Annotated in this window: 19 protein-coding genes; 12 read left to right on the forward strand and 7 right to left on the reverse strand. The window is 56.1% G+C overall.

Annotation, left to right across the window (positions count from 1 at the left end):
• Positions 1-38: 38 nt before the first annotated feature.
• From JWR17_RS10035 to JWR17_RS10050, 4 genes are all read right to left on the reverse strand, one after another.
• The gene (locus tag JWR17_RS10035) at positions 39-182 is read right to left on the reverse strand and encodes a DUF1427 family protein (protein WP_299830765.1); all 144 of its coding nucleotides are present in this window, start codon (positions 180-182) and stop codon (positions 39-41) included.
• A 115-nt stretch (positions 183-297) separates the two neighbouring features.
• Positions 298-507, reverse strand: coding sequence for a hypothetical protein (locus JWR17_RS10040; RefSeq protein WP_299830766.1), 210 nt, complete (start codon positions 505-507; stop codon positions 298-300).
• Positions 508-650: 143 nt separating this feature from the next.
• Entirely contained in the window at positions 651-1757 is a 1107-nt protein-coding gene (gene aguA / locus JWR17_RS10045) for an agmatine deiminase (protein WP_299830768.1), read from the reverse strand.
• Between the two features lie 141 nt (positions 1758-1898).
• Positions 1899-4826, reverse strand: coding sequence for an aminotransferase (locus JWR17_RS10050; RefSeq protein ID WP_299830770.1), 2928 nt, complete (start codon positions 4824-4826; stop codon positions 1899-1901).
• A 318-nt stretch (positions 4827-5144) separates the two neighbouring features.
• Between JWR17_RS10050 and rfbB the strand changes: the two genes are divergently transcribed.
• From rfbB to JWR17_RS10100, 10 genes are all read left to right on the forward strand, one after another.
• Positions 5145-6227, forward strand: coding sequence for a dTDP-glucose 4,6-dehydratase (gene rfbB, locus JWR17_RS10055; RefSeq protein ID WP_299830772.1), 1083 nt, complete (start codon positions 5145-5147; stop codon positions 6225-6227).
• Positions 6224-7099, forward strand: a complete 876-nt coding sequence (gene rfbA / locus JWR17_RS10060) for a glucose-1-phosphate thymidylyltransferase RfbA (RefSeq protein ID WP_299830774.1) — start codon at positions 6224-6226, stop codon at positions 7097-7099. Before rfbB ends, rfbA begins: the two co-directional genes overlap by 4 nt.
• Positions 7096-7641 carry a dTDP-4-dehydrorhamnose 3,5-epimerase gene (gene rfbC, locus JWR17_RS10065; RefSeq protein WP_299830776.1) on the forward strand — a complete coding sequence of 182 codons (546 nt, stop codon included), beginning with the start codon at positions 7096-7098 and terminating at the stop codon, positions 7639-7641. Before rfbA ends, rfbC begins: the two co-directional genes overlap by 4 nt.
• On the forward strand, positions 7638-8534 hold the full coding sequence (rfbD, locus tag JWR17_RS10070; protein WP_299830778.1) for a dTDP-4-dehydrorhamnose reductase: 897 nt from the start codon (positions 7638-7640) through the stop codon (positions 8532-8534). The genes rfbC and rfbD overlap by 4 nt, the downstream gene beginning before the upstream one ends.
• A gap of 98 nt (positions 8535-8632) precedes the next feature.
• The gene (locus tag JWR17_RS10075) at positions 8633-10444 is read left to right on the forward strand and encodes an ATP-binding protein (protein WP_299830780.1); all 1812 of its coding nucleotides are present in this window, start codon (positions 8633-8635) and stop codon (positions 10442-10444) included.
• Positions 10441-11826: a sigma-54 dependent transcriptional regulator gene (locus JWR17_RS10080; RefSeq protein WP_299830782.1), complete on the forward strand. Its 1386-nt coding sequence runs from the start codon at positions 10441-10443 to the stop codon at positions 11824-11826. The genes JWR17_RS10075 and JWR17_RS10080 overlap by 4 nt, the downstream gene beginning before the upstream one ends.
• Positions 11827-11840: 14 nt before the next feature.
• Positions 11841-12296 (forward strand): thioesterase domain-containing protein, encoded by a 456-nt coding sequence (locus tag JWR17_RS10085; protein ID WP_299830784.1) that lies wholly within the window; start codon positions 11841-11843, stop codon positions 12294-12296.
• Between the two features lie 249 nt (positions 12297-12545).
• Positions 12546-12785, forward strand: coding sequence for a co-regulatory protein PtrA N-terminal domain-containing protein (locus tag JWR17_RS10090; protein ID WP_299830786.1), 240 nt, complete (start codon positions 12546-12548; stop codon positions 12783-12785).
• 446 nt (positions 12786-13231) lie between these two features.
• Positions 13232-13552: a hypothetical protein gene (locus JWR17_RS10095; RefSeq protein WP_299830788.1), complete on the forward strand. Its 321-nt coding sequence runs from the start codon at positions 13232-13234 to the stop codon at positions 13550-13552.
• Positions 13553-13738: 186 nt separating this feature from the next.
• Entirely contained in the window at positions 13739-15334 is a 1596-nt protein-coding gene (locus JWR17_RS10100; protein ID WP_299830790.1) for a glycosyltransferase family 39 protein, read from the forward strand.
• Positions 15335-15509: 175 nt separating this feature from the next.
• Here the strand turns inward: JWR17_RS10100 and cysQ are convergent, their stop codons facing one another.
• Both cysQ and nudE read right to left on the reverse strand, forming a co-directional pair.
• The gene (gene cysQ / locus JWR17_RS10105; protein WP_299830792.1) at positions 15510-16367 is read right to left on the reverse strand and encodes a 3'(2'),5'-bisphosphate nucleotidase CysQ; all 858 of its coding nucleotides are present in this window, start codon (positions 16365-16367) and stop codon (positions 15510-15512) included.
• Positions 16364-16930, reverse strand: a complete 567-nt coding sequence (gene nudE / locus JWR17_RS10110) for an ADP compounds hydrolase NudE (RefSeq protein ID WP_299830794.1) — start codon at positions 16928-16930, stop codon at positions 16364-16366. The genes cysQ and nudE overlap by 4 nt, the downstream gene beginning before the upstream one ends.
• A 98-nt stretch (positions 16931-17028) precedes the next feature.
• Between nudE and yrfG the strand changes: the two genes are divergently transcribed.
• On the forward strand, positions 17029-17691 hold the full coding sequence (gene yrfG / locus JWR17_RS10115; protein WP_299830796.1) for a GMP/IMP nucleotidase: 663 nt from the start codon (positions 17029-17031) through the stop codon (positions 17689-17691).
• Between the two features lie 133 nt (positions 17692-17824).
• Here yrfG and lysM read toward each other — a convergent pair whose 3' ends face one another.
• Positions 17825-18280, reverse strand: coding sequence for a peptidoglycan-binding protein LysM (lysM, locus tag JWR17_RS10120; protein ID WP_299830798.1), 456 nt, complete (start codon positions 18278-18280; stop codon positions 17825-17827).
• A 160-nt stretch (positions 18281-18440) separates the two neighbouring features.
• Between lysM and JWR17_RS10125 the strand changes: the two genes are divergently transcribed.
• Positions 18441-19328, forward strand: coding sequence for a LysR family transcriptional regulator (locus JWR17_RS10125; protein ID WP_299830800.1), 888 nt, complete (start codon positions 18441-18443; stop codon positions 19326-19328).
• Positions 19329-19349 lie beyond the last annotated feature (21 nt).

Genomic DNA, 19349 nt, shown 5'->3' on the forward strand with positions numbered 1-19349 from the left:
AGCGAGAAAATTTTGGGTAAGGGCGCGGCGAGGCATTTTCAGGTCAGCCAGTGGCTAACCAGCCGCTTGCCCATGGGCCAGAGTTTTTCGCCCAACAGCATGCCCATCAACCCCACAAGGGCAATGGCGTGCGGCGCGGGAACGGCAATGTCACTGAGATCGGGCGGTGGAGCGAGGGCCATACGGGTTGTCCGATGAATACGAAGTTTGCGCATGGTAACGACGGATGCTACGTACAGGGTGGTTAGCCACAGGCGGGGCGAATTCTAGCCGTGTGGCGCGACAAAGGTGTCAGTGTCAATTTTGCGGGATTAGAATCCGCACCAGTGCGTCCAATTCTGCATCGCTGATCAGCCCGGCGGGATAACGCGCCAAGAGCACTTGCCGTGATTGGTTTTCCGACACCATCGGGGCTCTGGTGGCCCTTAGCCAGTCGGCCATCATCTGGCGCGTGTCGCTACTTGCAGACAAGCCGCGAGCTGACTGCTGCTCAATCCCTGCATTCATGTGGACAACCTCTTAACCTTTGATCAGCTAAATGTACCCCTGTTTTATGACAGGTCCGCGAACGAAAACTTTAGTCAGCAACGCTGTGCGCATAAAAAAGCCCATCGATCGATGGGCTTAAGGTTAGCAAGAACAGGACCAACTCAAACCTTGTGCGGTGCCGGCTGCTGTTGGGTCAGGCAGTGAATATTGCCGCCGCCTAGCAGTAACTCACGGCCCGGAACCATAACTACTTCATGTTCCGGGAACAGCTGTTGCAATATTTCCCGCGCCTTTTCGTCCAACGGGTCGTCAAAAGACGGCGCAATCAGGCCGCCATTGACGATAAGGAAGTTGACGTAGGACCCGGCCAGACGCACCAAAGGGTTGCGCTCTTGACTGCCATGCACTTGATCAACGCCTGCGCATTCTTCTTCGGTGGCAAACAGCGGCCCTGGAATTGGCATCTTATGCACGATCAACGGTCGGCCTTTGGCATCACGGGCGTTTTCCAGCACGCCGATGGCGGCCTGACAACGTGGAAAGTTGGGATCTTTAGGATCATCCGTCCAGGCAAGTAACACTTCACCGGGCTGTACGAAACAGCAGAAGTTATCTACGTGGCCGTCGGTTTCGTCGTTGTACAAACCATCCGGCAACCAAATGATCTTTTCAACTGACAACTGATCGCGCAGCACTGCTTCTATCTGCTCGCGAGACAGATGAGGGTTGCGATTGCGGTTAAGCAAACACTCTTCGGTAGTAATCAGCGTGCCTTCGCCGTCCACATGGATCGATCCACCTTCAAGCACAAACCCTTCGGTTTGGTACCGAGGGCAACGCTCGATTTCCATGATCTTGGTTGCCACTTGCTGGTCGAGGTTCCACGGCGCGTACAAGCCGCCGTCGAAACCGCCCCACGCGTTGAAGTCCCAATCGACACCGCGCACTTCGCCGTTGTCATTGATGACGAAGGTCGGGCCGGTGTCGCGCACCCACGCATCGTTACTGCTGAGTTCAACGACGCGGATGTTTGGCATATCAAGGTGCGCGCGAGCGTTGTCGTACTGCCCTGCGGAAACACCCACCGTGACCGGTTCGAAACGGGCAATGGCTTTGGCCAGCGTCACATGCGCGTGCTGCACCGGCTTGCCGCCCAGACGCCAATTGTCCGGCCGCTCGGGCCAGATCATCCAAGTTTGGGTTTGTTGCGCCCATTCGGCGGGCATGTAAAAGCCATCGGCACGCGGTGAACGTTTCAGCGTCGTCATGGGACCAGGACTCCAAAGAGCTTGCAATGTAGGAGACGTTATAGACGATAAATATCGGCGTTTAAAGGATAATTAGACGATATTACATTATTAACAATCACGGACACCGATAAAAATCGGCAACTATTGTTTTGCACCCCGCTAACCCAACTCGCTCAACACCCTGGACACGCTGTCCACAAAGAAATCCACGCTCTCTCGGGTTGTACACATCGGCGGTTTAATTTTAAGAATGTTCAGATAATCGCCCGTCGGCTGCATGAAAATTCCCAGGTCACGCAATCGTTCGCACAGGTAGTCGGTTTCTTCGGTGGCGGGCTCCAGTGTTTCTCGACTACGGACCAACTCCACACCCAAATAAAACCCGGAACCGTGCACCGCGCCCACCAGCGGATGCTTATGGATCAATGCGTCAAGCCGACGTTTAAAATGATCGCCGACCTGCCTGGCGTTGTCCCACAACTGTTCTTTCTCCATGACATCAAGCACCGCCAGGCCGATGCGACAACTGACCGGGCTGCCACCTGACGACGAGAAGAAGTAGCCTTCAGCTTCCAACGCTTGGGCAATCTCCCGACGGGTAATCACGGCGCCCAACGGATGCCCGTTGCCCATGCCCTTGGCCATGGTAATGATGTCCGGCACCACGCCCTGCTCTTCGAAGCCCCAAAAATAATGACCCAGACGGCCATAGCCGACCTGCACTTCATCGGCGATGCACACGCCGCCTTGGGCGCGGACCTTATCGTATACCTGCTTTAAATAGCCTGGCGGCAACGAAATCCCGCCCGCATTGCCGTACACCGGCTCACAGATAAAGCCCGCGACCTGGCGCTTCTGCTCGGCGAGTTTGGCCAGGTTGTATTCAACGCTGCGCACGTAATCCGGCGCGCTGTCGTTGCCGCGAAATTCACCGCGGTAAGTATTGGGCGCCGTCACTGGGTGGACCCAATCGGGACGCGTACTCAGCGCTTGGGGGTTATCGGCAATGGAGGTCGAGATGGCATCCGTTGCTACTGACCAGCCGTGATACGCCTCCAACACGCTAAGCATGTCGCGCCCGCCGCTGTAGGCCCAAGCCAAGCGAATCGCCAGATCATTCGCCTCGGTGCCACTGTTGACCAGAAATACCCGGTCCATGCCGTCTGGCGCCAATGCCAGCAACTGCTCGGAAAACTCGGCAATCGCCGCGTAGTGGAAACGCGAGTTGGTATTGAGCAGCGACCACTGTCGAGCGGCCTCAATGGCCATGCGCGGATGACCGTGACCTAGCACAGCAACGTTGTTCAGCATGTCCAAATAAGACCGACCCTGAAGGTCGATCAGATGATTGCGCCAACCGCGCTCAATCTGCGGAGGCGTCTGGTAATAATGCTTCTGCGACCGGGCGAAACTGGCATTGCGACGCGCTAATAGCGCCGCAGAATCTTCAGACTGCGGCGCATCGCAATCGAAACCCAGCAGCGCGGCTGGCGACGGACACAGTGCTTTCCATGCTGGCGCCCAAGACGGCGTGCAGAACAACGGCGAGCTGATGTCGGCTGAGCGACACAGTTGCAGCAATAATGAACCGCCGCCCTCGCCCAGCACCTGTCCGGCAGACACGGCTGTGCAGGATGAATGCACCGAAGCCACCCCCCACACCCGCAGATTTATCTGCTCACCCATCAACCACAGCGCCGCGTCTGCGGCCAGTCGCACGGTCCCCGCGAACGGCGCATGCACCGCAGTGCCGGGCGGCACATGCAGTTCGACGTGCAGGGCGCAGGTATCGGGTTCTTTGGCTGAGTTGATTTGGGTACGGGACAAGCGGTACTCAGCATAGCGAGTCGCCGCCAGGCCGTTGGCGATGCCAGCATCAGTTAATAGTTGCTCATCTACCCCTGCCCGCTCCCAATTACCGGCATCGAAATGCGGACTCAGCACGCCAAGGTCCACCATTGTGAATTCGCACTTGCTCAGGCCTGGCAGCAGCGGCGTAATACTCATTTGATCGGCTGCAAATGGCTCAAGCCCGACCGCCAGCAAAATCGCAGCCTCCATCACCTCGATCGGTGCCGAAGTGGCCACATCGAAAATCGCCCACTCGCCTTGCAGGTTTGCTTCTATATAGCGGTTGCCCGGCTCGACGCTGGCTTGCTGTTCACTGCTCAGCACCAGAATCGCAGCGCGCACGACAATCAATGGCCAAAGCGCCTGGAATTCTTCTCGTTGCAGCGGGTTGATTGAGTGATAGGCCTGAATCGCGGGCAGAATGTACAGCGGATCACCATCGGCATGCTGCAACAGCGCTGCGCAGGTCACCGACAAATCGGCAACCCGCCAGGTGCTGACCAAATCTCCGAAATCGATCAGGCCCTGTAGCTGCCAGTGAAGCTGTGGATCGCGCTGCCAAACCACGTTGTATTCGGTGATATCCAAATGAACCGCTTGCACCGGCAGCTTCGCCACCAATGGCCGCAAGCGTCGCCGCGCCTGCTCGGCGGTATGTTCGAGCACAGCGCGGGCTTCCGGATCCTTAATCACCGGTAACAGATGTTTGATCAGCGCATCGCCGTGGCGAGGATCCCACTGCAGCGTGCGCTCCAGCCCCGGGTGCTGAAAATCTATCAACGCCCGATCAACCCGAGCGCAGAGTTCACCCAGACCCGCCACCACATCGCGACTCAGGTGCGACAGATGCGCCAAGGATTGACCCTCGATGAAATCAAAGACCCGCGCATGCACGGCACGGCCGTCGATTTCCAGCGACACTATTTCTGCACCGTTGTGCGCCTGCATCACCCGAGGTACACCAATACCTGGCACTACGGCCAGATGGGCCAATGCCGCGTGCTGCGCCTGGAGCTCTGAAAGTGAATAATCACCGTGGCAGATCTTCAGCACATAACACGCCGGGCCGCTGTCGAGCAGACCGCAATCCAGGTGATAATTACGGTCTTGCTGACTGCCCAACTCTTTAAGCGTCCCGCTCAAACCGTAGTGCTGCTCAAGCAGCTGCTGTGCCTGCCCGGCCGTCACTTCGGGGCACGGCAAGCTTGAGCGGTGAATCAACGTGGCGAGTGGCATACACAGTCGTCCGTGGTTTTTAGCAGCTTATATCGCCCGTTGAACGAGTAATGCGCAAGGGGGACGCTTGGAAAAACCCACATCAAAATGAACGCGGCATCACGGACGCGATGAGAAAGTCTCAAACACTGCCAACAATCAATCATTTACAATCCATATGGCAACAATCGACAATTTTATGACGTTTGCTTTTACCCCAATCAAAAATTTTCATCGGTTTGCGCTCAATTCTCGATCAATCGCACTTGCAGCAGCCCTCCACTGTCTACAAGCTGTGTCTCATCCGGTTAACGCCCCACCAAGGAAGAAGGCTAATTCATGAACATACTTGTAACAGGAGGCGCTGGCTTTATTGGCTCAGCGCTGGTCCGACATTTAATCGAAAACACTGATCATGACGTACTCAATTTTGACAAGCTGACCTACGCTGGCAACCTTGAGTCGCTGCAAAGTATCGTCACCAATACCCGCTACGAATTTGTGCAGGCTGATATCGTCGATCAAGCGCAGGTGTTGGCGGTCCTGAACCGTTTTCAGCCTCACGCCATCATGCACTTGGCCGCTGAATCCCACGTTGACCGTTCTATTGATGGTCCGTCGGAGTTCATTCAAACCAATATTGTCGGCACCTACAGCTTGCTGGAGGCAACCCGCGCTTATTGGAGCAAGTTGCCAGAAGCCGAGCGGGCTGCGTTTCGCTTCCACCATATTTCTACCGACGAGGTGTACGGCGACTTGCACGGCGTTGATGACCTGTTTACCGAAACCACTCCATATGCACCGAGTTCGCCGTATTCGGCCAGTAAAGCAGCATCCGATCACCTGGTTCGGGCCTGGCATCGCACGTATGGTTTGCCGGTGGTGATTACCAATTGCTCGAACAACTACGGGCCGTACCACTTCCCGGAAAAATTGATTCCGTTGGTCATTCTCAACGCCCTGGCCGGGAAACCGCTGCCGGTGTACGGCAATGGCCTGCAAGTGCGCGACTGGCTGTTCGTTGAAGACCATGCTCGGGCGCTGTACAAGGTCGTGACTGAGGGTGCCGTTGGTGAGACTTACAACATCGGCGGTCACAACGAGCAGAAGAACATCGACGTCGTGCGTGGGATTTGCGCGCTGCTTGAAGAGTTGGCACGGGAGCGTCCTGTTGGCGTGGCTCATTTTGCCGATCTGATCACCTACGTGACAGACCGTCCAGGCCATGACATGCGCTACGCCATCGATGCCGGCAAGATCGAACGTGAGCTGGGCTGGACCCCTGAAGAAACCTTTGAATCGGGTCTGCGCAAAACCGTGCAATGGTATTTGGATAACCTTGAATGGTGCCGCCATGTTCAAGACGGCAGCTATCAAGGTCAACGACTGGGCTTCACCAACCTCAAGGACCTCATCGCATGATGAAAGGCATCGTACTGGCAGGGGGCTCTGGCACACGCCTGCACCCCATCACCCTCGGCGTGTCCAAGCAGCTGTTGCCGGTTTATGACAAACCCATGATCTATTACCCGATTTCAGTGCTGATGCTGGCTGGCATTCGCGAAATTCTGGTCATCTCTACGCCGGCAGACTTGCCTCAATACCGCAATTTGCTCGGCGACGGCAGCCAGTTCGGTGTGCATTTCCATTACATGGAACAACCCAAGCCGGACGGTCTCGCGCAGGCGTTCTTGATCGGTGAAGAGTTCATTGGCCAAGACCCTGTTTGCCTGATTCTGGGTGACAACATTTTCCACGGTCAGCATTTCAGCGAGCAGCTGCAAAGCGCGGCCCAGCGTCCTAGTGGCGCCACCGTCTTTGGGTATTGGGTCAAGGATCCCGAGCGTTTCGGCGTGATTGATTTCGACGACCAAGGCCGTGCGTTGTCGATTGAAGAGAAGCCAAAAACCCCGAAATCCAGCTATGCGGTCACCGGCCTTTATTTCTATGACAACAGCGTCATAGAGGTCGCCAAAGCGGTGAAACCTTCGCCCCGTGGCGAGCTGGAAATTACCGACATTAACAATGCGTACCTGCAACGAGGCGACTTGCACGTCGAGCGTTTCGGCCGTGGGTTTGCCTGGCTCGATACCGGCACCCACGATAGCCTGCTGGAAGCCTCACAATACGTGCAAACCATCGAGCACCGCCAAGGCCTGAAAGTTGCCTGCCTGGAAGAAGTCGCCTACCAGAACGGCTGGATCGACCGTGCACACTTGCTGCAACGCGCCGATGCTTTCGGCAAAACTGGCTATGGTCAATATTTGTTCAAGCTCGCAGAGGAACGGCAATGAATGTAGTCCCCACCGAATTACCTGGCGTCTTGATTCTTGAACCCAAGGTATTTGGCGATGAGCGAGGGTTTTTCTACGAGAGCTTCAATGCCCGCGCCTTCGAGCAGAGCACCGGCATAAAAGCCGAGTTTGTTCAGGACAACCATTCACGCTCGCAAAAAGGCGTGCTGCGCGGCCTGCACTATCAGCTTGAGCATACTCAGGGAAAATTGGTCCGGGTGACGGCGGGTGAAGTGCTGGACGTCGCGGTGGATATTCGCCGCAGTTCGCCCAGTTTCGGAAAGTGGGCGACCGTTCTGCTGTCTGCCGAGAATAATCGGCAGTTGTGGGTTCCAGAAGGTTTTGCCCACGGTTTCGTCGTGCTGAGCGATTACGCGGAGTTTCTTTACAAGACCACCGACTATTACCAGCCAAGCGCCGAACGCTGCATCCGCTGGGACGATCCTGAGCTGGCCATTGACTGGCAGCTTAGCTCGGCGCCGACGCTATCAGCCAAGGATCAACAAGGTAAAAGCCTGAAAGAGGCGGACGTGTTCCCATGACTTCATCGCCGAGCAAGCCGTTAAAGATTTTGATCAGCGGCCAGCATGGCCAGGTGTCCAGTGAGCTGCAAAAGAACCTTGCTGGCCTCGGCGAATTACGGGTCTTGGGTCGTGATCAGCTGGACCTGAGCCACCCCGAAACCATTCGCGGGCATGTCCGCGAATGGCGTCCGGACTTGATCATTAACGCCGCCGCACACACGGCAGTCGATCAGGCTGAAAGTGAACCGGAGTTGGCGTTCGCTATCAATGGCACGGCGCCTGGTGTTTTTGCTGAAGAAGCGCAGCGCCTTGGCATACCGTTGGTTCATTACTCCACCGATTATGTGTTCGATGGCAAAAAATCTGCGCCTTATACCGAGCAGGACCAGCCTGCTCCACTGGGTGTCTACGGCAATAGCAAACTCGCCGGTGAACGCGCCATAGCTGCTGTGGGCGGCGAGCATTTGATCCTGCGCACCAGTTGGGTGTATTCACTGCATGGGCGAAACTTCCTGCTGACCATGCAACGCCTGATGCAAGAGCGCGCAGACTTGCGCGTGGTTGCCGATCAGATCGGCGCGCCAACCTGGGCCGGCACCATCGCCCACAGCACGCGGTTATTGATCGAGCGCTGGCGCGATGGCAACCCTGGCGCCTGGGGCACTTATCACCTGACGGCTGCTGGCGAAACTTCGTGGTTTGGTTTTGCCCAGGCAATCGGCGAACAGCTGATCAAGCAAGGCAAGCCGTGTGCAACCCTGGAACCCATTCCCACCAGCGCTTACCCGACGCCCGCTCAACGCCCACCAAACTCCCGCCTCGATTGCAGCCTTCTGCTACGTGAATGGCAGGTGTCCATGCCCGATTGGCACAGCGCCCTGCTGAAATGCCTGGAAAGCCAAGACCTGTAGGAGCCAATTTGTTGGCGAGGCGGTATATTTGCAGCTACCGCATCCACCAACACGTTGATTCCGACAGCGGCTGTGCGGATCTTCCCGGCGCATTTTTTATGACCCGCATACCAACCGTTGCCAATCGTCCCCGCTGGCGCAGCCTTGCTTTATTGGCGCTGTGCCTCGCGCCGCTGCTGTGGCCGTTGCAGCATTTGGCCGAGCGTTATTATGGCAATGAACTCATCAGCCAAAACCGGCAGACATTAGACCTTTATGTCGCCAACCTGCTGGGCACCCTGCACCGCTATGAAGTGCTGCCACAGATTCTCGGTGACCTTCCGGCATTACGCGCGGCATTGGTAAGCCCGCAGCCCCTCACTCAAGCAACCGCTAACCGCCTATTGAAAGACATCAGTCAGCAAACCGGGGCGGATGTCATGTACTTGATGGACCCGAGCGGCCAGACGCTGGCGGCGTCCAACTGGGACAAACATGACACCTTCGTCGGGCGCAATTTCGCTTTTCGACCTTATTTCAGCGACGCCATGGCTGGACGTTTGGGGCGTTTCTTTGGGCTAGGCACGACCTCAGCCAAGCGCGGCTATTTTTTTGCCGCGGCCGTGCGTGACCGAGATCGCGTGGTGGGGGCTTTGGTGGTCAAAGTCGACCTGGACCGAACCGAGACCTTGTGGGGCAAGACGCCGGAACAACTTCTGCTGACCGATCACAACGGCGTAGTGATCCTGACGTCCAATCCGGAATGGCGTTTTCGTGCGACCCGTCCGTTGTCCGAAGAAGAAAAGGCAGCGATCACTGCGATTCAACCGTACCCAACCCGTAACCCAAAACCGCTAATCATTAACGACACAGCCTGGATCACCCAAACCCAGCCCATTGATGAAGTGGGCTGGAAAGTAAACATTCTCGCGCCACGGGTATTGGTTGATCGGCCCGTGCGTACGGTGGTGGCGGTGGGCGGCGCGGCACTTTTAGTGTTGATGTTGCTTCTGGGGCTGATGATGCAACGGCGGCGCCATTATCTGGACCGGATTGCCTTCGAAGCCGAAGGTCGGCACGAGCTGGAAATGCGCGTCATTGAGCGGACCAGCGATCTCGAAGGACTCAACAGTCGGCTCAAGCAAGAAGTGCTCGAGCGCGAACAAGCGCAACAAGAGCTGGTCAGGGCTCAGGATGAATTGCTGCAGGCCGGTAAGCTGACCGCGCTGGGTACCATGTCGGCGAGTATCAGCCACGAACTGAACCAACCCTTGGCGGCCATCCGTAGCTACGCCGAAAATGCCGAAGTCTTGCTCGATCATCAGCGCACTGACGACGCCCGAAACAACCTGAAACTGATCAGCGAACTGACAGCGCGCATGGCGTCGATTATTGCGCATTTGCGCGCCTTCGCCCGCCGCGATCGCCACGCGCCGGAAAGCGTCGCGCTGCAACCCGCGCTAGATGATGCACTGGCACTGCTGGCCAAACGTCGTCGCTCAATGGAAGTCGAGTTGATTCGTGACCTGCCCGACGCGACGCTGTGGGTGCAGGCCGGCGAAACTCGTCTGCGCCAGGTACTGGGTAATTTGTTAGCCAACGCCCTTGATGCGCTCACAGAAAAAGGCCCGCCGCGCAAACTCTGGCTCAGCGCCGAGCAGACCGCAGAAGGCGTCAACCTGTACATTCGTGACAACGGCCCAGGATTCACCAAAGAGGCGCTGAATCGCGCCCGGGAACCATTTTTTACCACCAAGACCCGCACCCAGGGTTTGGGCCTTGGTTTGGCCATTTGCGACACGTTGATGCGCGCGCTGGGGGGCGAATTATTGTTTGCCAATCACCCCAGCGGCGGTGCGTTGTTGACATTACGGCTGCACGCCGGGGCGTCCGGCATCAGCCTTCAACCGCCAGAGGATCTATCTGCATGAGTACGGACTACGCCATCGACAGCCGAATTCAAGTGGTGCTGATCGACGACGACCCACATCTGCGCGGCGCCCTTGGCCAGACGCTGGACCTGGCGGGCCTGAAAGTCTTGCCGCTGACCGAAGCTATAGGCGTGGCCGCGCGCATCGAGCGCGACTGGCCAGGGGTGATTGTCAGCGATATTCGTATGCCGGGCATTGACGGCCTTGAGCTGCTGACGCAACTGCATACCCAAGACCCCGAATTGCCAGTGCTGTTGATCACCGGGCACGGCGACGTGCCCCTCGCGGTCCAGGCAATGCGCGCCGGAGCGTACGACTTTCTGGAAAAACCATTTGCCAGTGACGCCTTGCTAGACAGCGTACGCCGCGCGCTGGACCTGCGCCGTTTGGTGCTGGATAACCGGAGCCTGCGGCTGGCCCTGAGCGATCGCCAGCAACTGAGCACGCGGCTGGTCGGTCAATCCACACCCATGCTGCGCTTGCGTGAGCAAATCGGCGCACTGGCCGCGACCAAGGCTGATGTGTTGATTCTTGGGGAGACCGGCGCCGGTAAAGAAGTGGTGGCCCGCGCACTGCATGATCTGTCCAGCCGTCGCGCCGGGCCTTTTGTCGCGATAAACGCCGGGGCGCTGGCCGAGTCGGTGGTTGAAAGCGAGTTGTTCGGTCATGAACCCGGCGCATTCACCGGAGCGCAAAAACGGCGAATCGGAAAATTCGAGTTCGCCAATGGGGGCACGCTGTTTCTCGATGAAATCGAAAGCATGAGCCTTGAGGTTCAAGTCAAACTGCTGCGCTTGCTGCAAGAGCGAGTGGTTGAGCGTTTGGGCGGCAATCAGCTGATCCCGCTGGACATCCGAGTGATTGCCGCGACCAAAGAAGACCTGCGCCAAGCCGCTGACCAAGGCCGTTTCCGCGCCGACTTGTATTACCGACTGAATGTCGCGCAGCTGAAAATTCCGCCGCTGCGTGATCGCGGCGAAGATGCATTGATGCTTTTTCAGCACTTCGCCGAGTCAGCCAGCCTCCGTCATGGCCTGCCTGAACACGCGTTGCAGCCAGGCCAGCGGGCGTTGCTGTTACGCCACACCTGGCCGGGCAATGTTCGCGAGCTGCAAAACACTGCCGAGCGTTTCGCACTGGGGCTTGAGTTGGAACTGGAAGGCAGCGAATCGCCAGGCATGCCGGTGACCGGTGCCGGTCTCAGCGAGCAGGTTGAAAGTTTCGAACGGTCGTTGATCGCCGCGGAATTAACCCGCCCACACAGCTCGGTGCGCAGTCTGGCCGAAGCGCTCGGTCTTCCGCGTAAAACCCTGCACGATAAATTGCGCAAACACGGTCTGAGCTTTGGCGACAGCAACAGCGCTTCCGACGAACTCGATTGACCGAAGGATCCCGGATGAACAACCAAAGTCACGCGCTGGAACAGTTACTGCACCACGATATTCCGCTGACTCGCGAGATGGGTGTGAAGGTGCTGAGCTGGCACCAGCATCAACTGCGCCTGCATTTACCGCTGCAACCCAACATCAACCATAAAAGCACAATGTTCGGCGGCAGCCTGTATTGCGGCGCTGTGTTGGCAGGTTGGGGATGGATGCATTTGCGCTTACGCGAAGCCGGGATTGAGAACGGGCACATCGTCATTCAAGAAGGCCAGATCAGCTACCCGCTACCGGTCACCGCCGATGCCATCGCCATCTGCGAAGCACCGGATGACCGGTTATGGGAAAAATTTTTGCGCACCTACGAACGCCACGGCCGAGCGCGCCTGACACTACCGACGCACATCGTTAATCAAAACAGTGATGACGTCGCGGTAAAGTTCAACGGGCAGTTTGTGTTGCATCGGTAGATGTAAATAGTTGCTCATTTTAAAAAAACGAGTTGAATCAGCCCATTCCAGATGATCACTGTCCGGTCATGTTCCAGCGCACAGCAGTTTTCTTAGAAATGGCCATCCGGCGCTACAGGAATACCTGTCAGATAATTTAATTTCTGGAGAACTGGGGCTTAGGGTGCGGGCAGCACTATGGCACCGCACCACAAAAGCCGCCTTCCGCAACAGGGAGGCAAACCCAGAATGATATTGGAGTTCCCCCCTATGAAAATCTTTTATGCCGTTATTGCCGCTGTACTGATGACCACCTCCGTAGCGGCCATGGCCGAAGACGGCGGCGACCAGGTAATGAAGCGAATGAACGAACAACGTGCGATTGCCATGCAGCACTACCAGAACGAAAACAGCCGCAGCACTGCGGTGGTCAGTGCCCCGACTGACCAGAAGAAAGACACACGTGATCAGCAGAATGAACCTGCACCGGTAAACGACCAACGCAGCTAAAGAACAAAAGCATGTCGAGAGTTGACTGGGCGCTGCCGCCTTTTGCGGTGCAACACGGCGCGCATGCGGACGAGCAGCCCCGCCAAGGCGAAAGGTTTGACAGAAAATCATCAACGCCTGCGTCGAGGCCGCCCAGGCGATCACCGAGCCCATCCCTTGCGATGATGATCAACTGAGGAGCGCAGTCATGGCTGCTTTGCAAATCGAAGCCATAGACCCGCAAAAATGCCCTGATCAGTGAAAAGACTCGACCTGGCGAGCGTTCTCGCCAGCGAGGCACCCCTTCAAGCTTGCTATAACCCAACAAATTTCCGTACCACTGCGACGGAAATTTCACTTGTTGACGACGCAAACCAAACGCTTGCGAACTTACTCTCTGCTCTTGTTTCCATCGTTGCGCTAGTGCATTTCTTGCCCTTGCGTACCCAAGAAAAAAGGAGTTAACAATGTCTATTGGCGCAATCTCAGCTTCCATCCACGCAAACCCAAATGTGGCTAACCAGGCAGCCTCAAAGACAAAAGCAGCTGCGGCCAGCCCAACTACGACGACTACCGGCAATACCGTCAGCGTTAACGCGGCCGCTTTAAAGGAAGCGACAGAAACCTCCGCTGAAACCGCCAAAGAGGCAGGTCATGGTGATCGAGTAGCTCAACGACTCATAGCGAAGCAGCATCTGGCCTCGGCTGCGGCTGCCCAAACTCCAGCCAAGGGCAGTGTAAATGGTTCTGGGCAAGTTACAGGCGAGATCATTAACACCAAAGCATGATGCCCACATAAGGTAATACAAAAGACAGTCCTCATCGCTGAGGCCTGTCTAAACATCATGTAACGGTAACTGAATACTCGCTGAAACCATTTCTCAAGTTCCTAACGAATTCGTGACGAGCGAACGTTTCAATTTACTATGCGCCATTGATACAGGCGTCCTCATTTTGGTTTGATCGATCGACCTATGAAAAACTCCATCGTGGAATTCTGCAAAAGTGACAAAGGAGCACTTATATTATTGCTCAGCGTCACCGCATTGATTTTACTATTTGGCCTAGGCGCAAGAGAGTTGTGGGGTGCGGAAACTCGCTGGGCCAATATTTCATTGCAAATGTTACAAAGTGGAGATTATTTTAACCCCTACCTCAAAGGTGCCGCCTATTACGACAAGCCACTACTGTCCTATTGGTTGATTACAGCGACCGCCGAGTTGATGGGGGGGCTGAGTCACTGGTCATTGCGCTTGTCGTCAGTAATCGCAGCGTGGTTAAGTGTTTGGCTGATCTATTTGATTGGCATCCAACTGTTTAATAAAAGGACTGGTTTGATCGCCGGATGGATGCTGGCTACTACGTTCTTTTTTATTTTCTGGGGGCGGGTGGCAACAGCCGATACTTTGACAGTCTGTGGCGTGCTTGCTGCGGTTTGGTGGTACTGGCGAGGGCCGGATAATACCCGTCTAGGCCGCTATACCGTGTTCTTTTTGCTGCTGGCGATAACGTCGTTGTTCAAGGGATTGATCGGTTTCATTTTGCCGGCATTGGTGCTGCTGCCACATCTATTGAGCGAAGGCCGCTGGAGGCGTCACCTCAACGTTCGCATGGGTGCGGCGCTGCTGGTTGCGGGCGCGTGTTACATAATGCCGTTTGTTTTGTCGCATCTGTATGGCGCTCCTGCCTATCGGGAGAGCGGCCTGGGACTGGTGTTTCAGGAAAACTTCGTCCGCTTTTTTCAGCCTTTCGATAACCTCGGTCCGATCTACACCTATCTGGTCTATCTACCGATCTACACCCTGCCATGGGCGCCTTGCTGGATCGCAGGCCTATGGGTTGTCGCCCGGCAGTGGCGGCAGGTGGAGCCAAACACCCGCTGGCTGGTAATGGGGCTGGGGTTGCTGTTTCTGTTCTTTACGGCCAGCGGCAGTAGGCGCAGCTATTACGTCTTACCACTCGTGCCGTTTGCGCAATTGATCGCCGCTTGGTGGGTTAACCGGCACATCGCTGGCAGACGCGCATCGGGTAAAGTCAGCAGGCCTGTCTGGGCGTGGGGATTCGGTGTGGCCGCCGGCATACTGTTGTTGGTACTGGGTATAATCTATCCATGGACCAATGGCGGCGGCGGAGTGATTCAGTTCTCTGCTGATGTACGCAAAGAGGCCACCAAGAGCGCGCCCTGGAATCAATGGCGACTGGTGTTGGTTGAGGTCGACAACAAACTGCCAATGTATTTACAAAATGATGGAGATTCTTTCTATTACGTACGGGGCACTCAGGACTTTCCTGTTAATACCGACAGTGCATCGTTTATGGCGTGGCTGGAGAATAGCAGCGGTCAGCGCTGGAATCCCGACCGGACGATAATCGTTACGCAGTATCAAGATAAGGCTAGGTTGCCACTAACCTTTCTTGCCACCGATCACACCATCATCACTACGAAACTAAACAACGGTGCGCGACTGTTCCATTCGCGTGAATCCGGCAGCGTTGCATTTATACCCAAGACGGTAAGCACCGTTGTGGAAAATGGTGCAACTCCAAAAAGCGAATCAGACTATGACTAGCATTTATCTATGAAGTACAAAACCGGAATCTGCGTTAATACAAAATAACGATTTGCAGCCAAATGTGGAATTGCACAAATCCCTGTAGCAGCCAACTTGTGGCGAGGCGGTAGATCTCACATACCGCGTCAAACCCTTCGCCAATAAGTTGGCTCCTACGATTGAAGGCAGTTGGTCAGGATGGCCGGTTAAGGCCTTTAGCCAATTCCAATAACTTACCGTGCCACGCTGCATTGGCAGGTAATGCCAGGAAAAACGGGTTGAGCAGTGATTCACGCGCTGGATAGCTGAATGTTTGGCCTGACAGTTCAAGCACTTCGCCGCGGGCGCCTTCCAGCACGCCTTGGGCGGCCGCTGTGTCCCATTGCGAGGTGGGTGCAAGGCGTGGGTAGCAATCGGCGGCGCCTTCCGCCAGCAAGCAAAATTTCAACGAACTGCCGATATTAGTCAGTTGCAACTCGCCCAGGCTTTCCGACAACCCAGCCAACAGCCGTTCCTGTTCCGGACTGGTATGGCGTCGACTGGCGACTACGGTGAACACCTCGCCTGCCGCCAATACGTCTCGTGTCCTGATCGGCGCAAGATGATTTTCGTCGTCGCTGCGCCATGCGCCCAACCCTGCACCACCGAAATAACAACGATTATTGGTCGGCATCGACACTACGCCAAACACCACTTTGCCGCGCTCGATCAGCGCGATGTTGACCGTAAACTCTTCGCTGCCAGCGATAAATTCCTTGGTCCCGTCCAGCGGATCAACCAGCCACCAGCGCTCCCACGTAGCGCGTTCGCTCAAGGGAATGTCGGCGTCCTCCTCAGACAGCACATGAATGTCAGGAGCCAACGCCTGTAAGCCGGCGACCAATAAATGGTGAGCCGCCAAGTCAGCGGCGGTGACCGGCGATTCGTCAGCCTTGGTCATCACCGCTACGTCAGCACGCCAATACGGCAAAATCACTTCACCGGCACGGCGCGCCATCTCGATAACCGGCGCCAACAACGGGTGCGGCAAGTGAGCGAAGGCATTGGTCATGGTTGAAAGTCGCCACGCTGGGTCAACAAATCCCGAACCAGATACAGCGCGGCCAATGCTCGGCCTTCACTGAATTGCGGGTGCTGGACCAAGCTGGACAGCTCGCGCAAATTGACTCGATCAACACGCATTGGCTCGGGTTCGTCGCCAGGCAATGTTTCTTCGTACAGGTCGGTGGCCAACACCACCTGAATTTTCTGGCTCATATAACCAGGCGACAGCGACAGCTCGGTCAAGTGCTCAAGTTGGCGTGCACCGTAACCCGCCTCTTCCTTCAGCTCACGGTTTGCTGCGGCCAGAATATCCTCACCCGGTTCGATCAAACCCTTGGGCAACGACAACTCGTACTCGTCAGTACCGCCACAGTATTCTTCAATCAACACGGCGTGATCCGCATCGAGCATCGCGACGATCATCACTGCGCCATATCCGGTACCCCGACCGACCAGACGTTCGTAAGTACGTTCTACGCCATTGGAAAAGCGCAACTGCAGCTCTTCGACGCGGAACAAACGGCTACTAGCGACGATTTCGCGGGCGAGTATGGTGGGTTTCTGGCGCATGACAGGCTCCTTTGCTGGACGGGGTACTATACCGTGGCTTTTCCGATTGTCTGTGTCGGAAATAACAACGCTATTCATTCACCGCCGAGAATCCTCAAATGCCTTCTTTACCCTGGCGCGACATTGACACCGTTCTGCTTGATATGGACGGCACCCTGCTTGACCTGCATTACGACAATCATTTTTGGATGGAACACCTGCCCCAGCGTTACGCTGACCTGCACGGTGTCAGCCGAGCCATGGCCGAACTGGAAATAAAACCGCTGTTCGAGCAGAACGCCGGAACACTCAATTGGTACTGCCTGGACTTCTGGAGTGCCGAGTTGAAGTTGTCTTTGCGTGACCTGAAACTTGAAACCGCCGATCTGATTGCCCTACGGCCCGATGCCGAAACTTTTCTGGCAGCGATCCAGACAGCGGGAAAACGCGTGATCATGATCACCAACGCGCACCGCGATTCGTTGTCACTGAAGATGGAGCGTGTCCAATTAGCTCCCTATTTCGAACGCATGATCAGCTCACACGATTACGGATTCCCCAAGGAAAGCCCGCAATTCTGGGATGCGTTGCACGCCGACATCAACTTTAATCCCAGCCGTAGTTTGTTTATCGACGACACCCTGCCGATCCTGCGCAGCGCCCAGCGGTTTGGCATTGAGCATTTATTAGCCGTCAGCGAACCTGACAGTCAGAAAGGCCCGAAGAACACCGAAGAATTCGCCGCCGTTGGCGACTATCGAGAATTGATACTGGGCCTGTAAGAGCCTACTTGTTGGCGAGACGGCCTGACGGACCGTATCAACCTCTCGTCAGCAAGTTGGCTTCTACACAGACCGAGCGCGGTGTATCTGATACGCCGCCTCGCCAACGCGCTAGATCCCACAGAGACCGAGCTTACTCAGGAATCCGAAGCGTCTGGCCCGGATAGATCTTGTTCACGTCCTTGAGCATGGGTTTATTGGCGTCGAATATCTTTTGATATTTATTGGCATCGCCATACACCCGCTTCGAAATGGCGCTCAGCGTGTCGCCTTTCTGCACGGTTTCGAAACGTGATTCTACGGCGGGTGCCGCAGTTGACGCTGACGCAGCAACAGTCATCTGGTCATCGACTTTTTCTACGCCCTGAATGTTGCCCAGCGTCACTAGAATCTTTTCTTTTTCCTCTTGGCTGGCCGCCTCGCCCGTGACCGTCACGGTGCTGCCCGCTACCGTTGTCTGCACGTTGGGGTTCCCCAAACCTACATCGGTTATATGCTTTTTCAAGACTTCATCAGCGTTGGCATTACCGGGCGTGATTGCGTCGAGAATCTTTTCTCCGGCTTCTTTCAAGAAACTAAAAATACTCATGGCTCATCTCCTTACGTTTTTTTGAGGACGAACTTCATGTCCGACTGGTTAACGTTAGTTCGAACGAGCGAGTTGGCAGAGGGATCCGACCAACTGCGGTTCACCCATCGCAAGGCCAGAGCGCTAGAATCAGCGGCCTGAACCGCGCACTGGAGTGAAGATGGACATCAAGCAGCTCAAATTCCTCATCGCCCTCGACGAAACCCGACATTTCGGTCAGGCGGCGGCGCGCTGTAATATCACCCAACCGACCCTTTCCATGCGCCTGCGCAGCCTGGAAGAAGAGCTTGAATTGCAGCTGGTCAATCGCGGTCAGCGTTTCGAAGGCTTTACCGCGCCGGGCGAACGTGTACTGGCGTGGGCCAGAACAGTGTTGGCGGCGTATGACGGTTTACAGGCAGAGGCTGCCGCCTGCCGAGGGCATCTGGTGGGTACATTGCGGCTTGGCCTGGTGCCATTGTCGAGCTTCGACCCGATGGTATTGCTGGAGCGCATGCATGAACTGCACCCGAACCTGCGCTTTGAACTGTCGTCCCTCAGTTCCGAGCAAATGCTCGAACAGTTGGCGAGCAATCAACTGGACCTGGGCGTGTCGTACCTGGAGCGCCTGGACAACGAACGTTTCGATTCGCTGGCATTAGAGGAAACCCGCATGGGCTTGCTCTACGACCAGCGCCATTTCAGCTTTAGCGATGAGTTACTGAGCTGGAAAAGCCTGATCGAACTTCCCCTTGGCCTGTTAACCAGTGGCATGCACTTTCGCCAGTCCATCGATCATAACTTTCACAGCCGTGGCCTGAACCCGTTGCCGCTGCTGCAAACCGATTCAGTACATCAACTGCTGCAAGCGGTACAAGGTGGTTTTTGCTGCGCAGTCATGCCGCTCCAATCTGGCCTGGAAACCTTGAGCGAACACGTGCGCCTGCAGCCCATTGCCGATGCGCAAACCTTGGCGCGCCTTGGCTTGATCATGCGCCGTAGTGCCCCGCGCTCAGCCCTGGCCGAAGCCTGCTTCAGCACCTACAAAACAATCATTGGCGCGTCTTGATCGACGCCCTCTATCGCCTTA

Source organism: Pseudomonas sp. (assembly GCF_028293835.1).
Taxonomy (GTDB): domain Bacteria; phylum Pseudomonadota; class Gammaproteobacteria; order Pseudomonadales; family Pseudomonadaceae; genus Aquipseudomonas.